This is a genomic window from Alterirhizorhabdus solaris (genome assembly GCF_007785815.1).
GTDB lineage: Bacteria > Pseudomonadota > Alphaproteobacteria > Sphingomonadales > Sphingomonadaceae > Alterirhizorhabdus > Alterirhizorhabdus solaris.
Map to the genome: position 1 here is coordinate 1 of NZ_VNIM01000219.1, position 803 is coordinate 803.

An 803-nucleotide genomic window follows, 5' to 3' on the forward strand; every position below is an offset into this window, starting at 1 on the left:
TCCATGAGCACCACGGCGTGGGCGCCGGGGGCGACATGCAGAGCGATCTCCGCCAGGTGCAGGTTCATTGTGTCGGTGTTGCAGAACGGCAGGACGAGGCCGGCCGCCTTTCCCTCCTGCGGGCATATCGCGCCGAAGATGTAGGCCGACCTGGTGCGCTGATCGTGCGGTGCCGAGGGTCGCGTCCCCCGCTTTGCCCATCGCCTCGTGATCTTGTTCTTCTGCCCGATCCGAGCCTCGTCCTGGAACTAGATCTCTATCGGCGTGCCCCGCGGGAGGGAGGCTCTGACCTTGTCCAGCTCGGCGGCAAAGCCCCTTTTTTGAAGGCTTCGATCGCATCCGGGTCCTGAGCATGGTGCCTGGGCCGTGCAGAGAGCTTGCGATAGACCAGCGCGCGCAGCTCGCGGCTCAGGGTGGGCCGCGATACCGACAGCAAGAATTCATCCCACGGCATCTGCGCCAGATCGACGATCCGCCAGCGCACGACACCATGGGCGGCAGGTATGGGCCCGCGCTCGATCGCCTCGACCAGCGCCGCCCGATGGGCTGCGTTGAGGATCGACGGCTGCCCTGGCGCCTTCCGGTCGACCAGTCCGTCAGGACCGGCCGCGTTGAACTTCATCACCCAGTCCCGGACGATCTGCAACGTAACCCCGCCGATCCGCGCCGCCTCGGTCCGGCTCGCGCCATCATAGATTGCCGCCAGCGCGAGCAAGCGCCGGGTTTGTGCGCCGTCCTTGGAGTGGCGGGCCGCCTTCCTCACAGAGGCAGCGTCGAAATCGGTGCGAAGCGCGATCGGCATG

1 pseudogene is annotated in these 803 nt (G+C 66.7%); it reads right to left on the reverse strand.

What is annotated here, in order from left to right:
* Window positions 1-802, reverse strand: a pseudogene (locus FOY91_RS21420) (IS630 family transposase); the annotation flags it as partial.
* Window position 803: the final 1 nt, after the last annotated feature.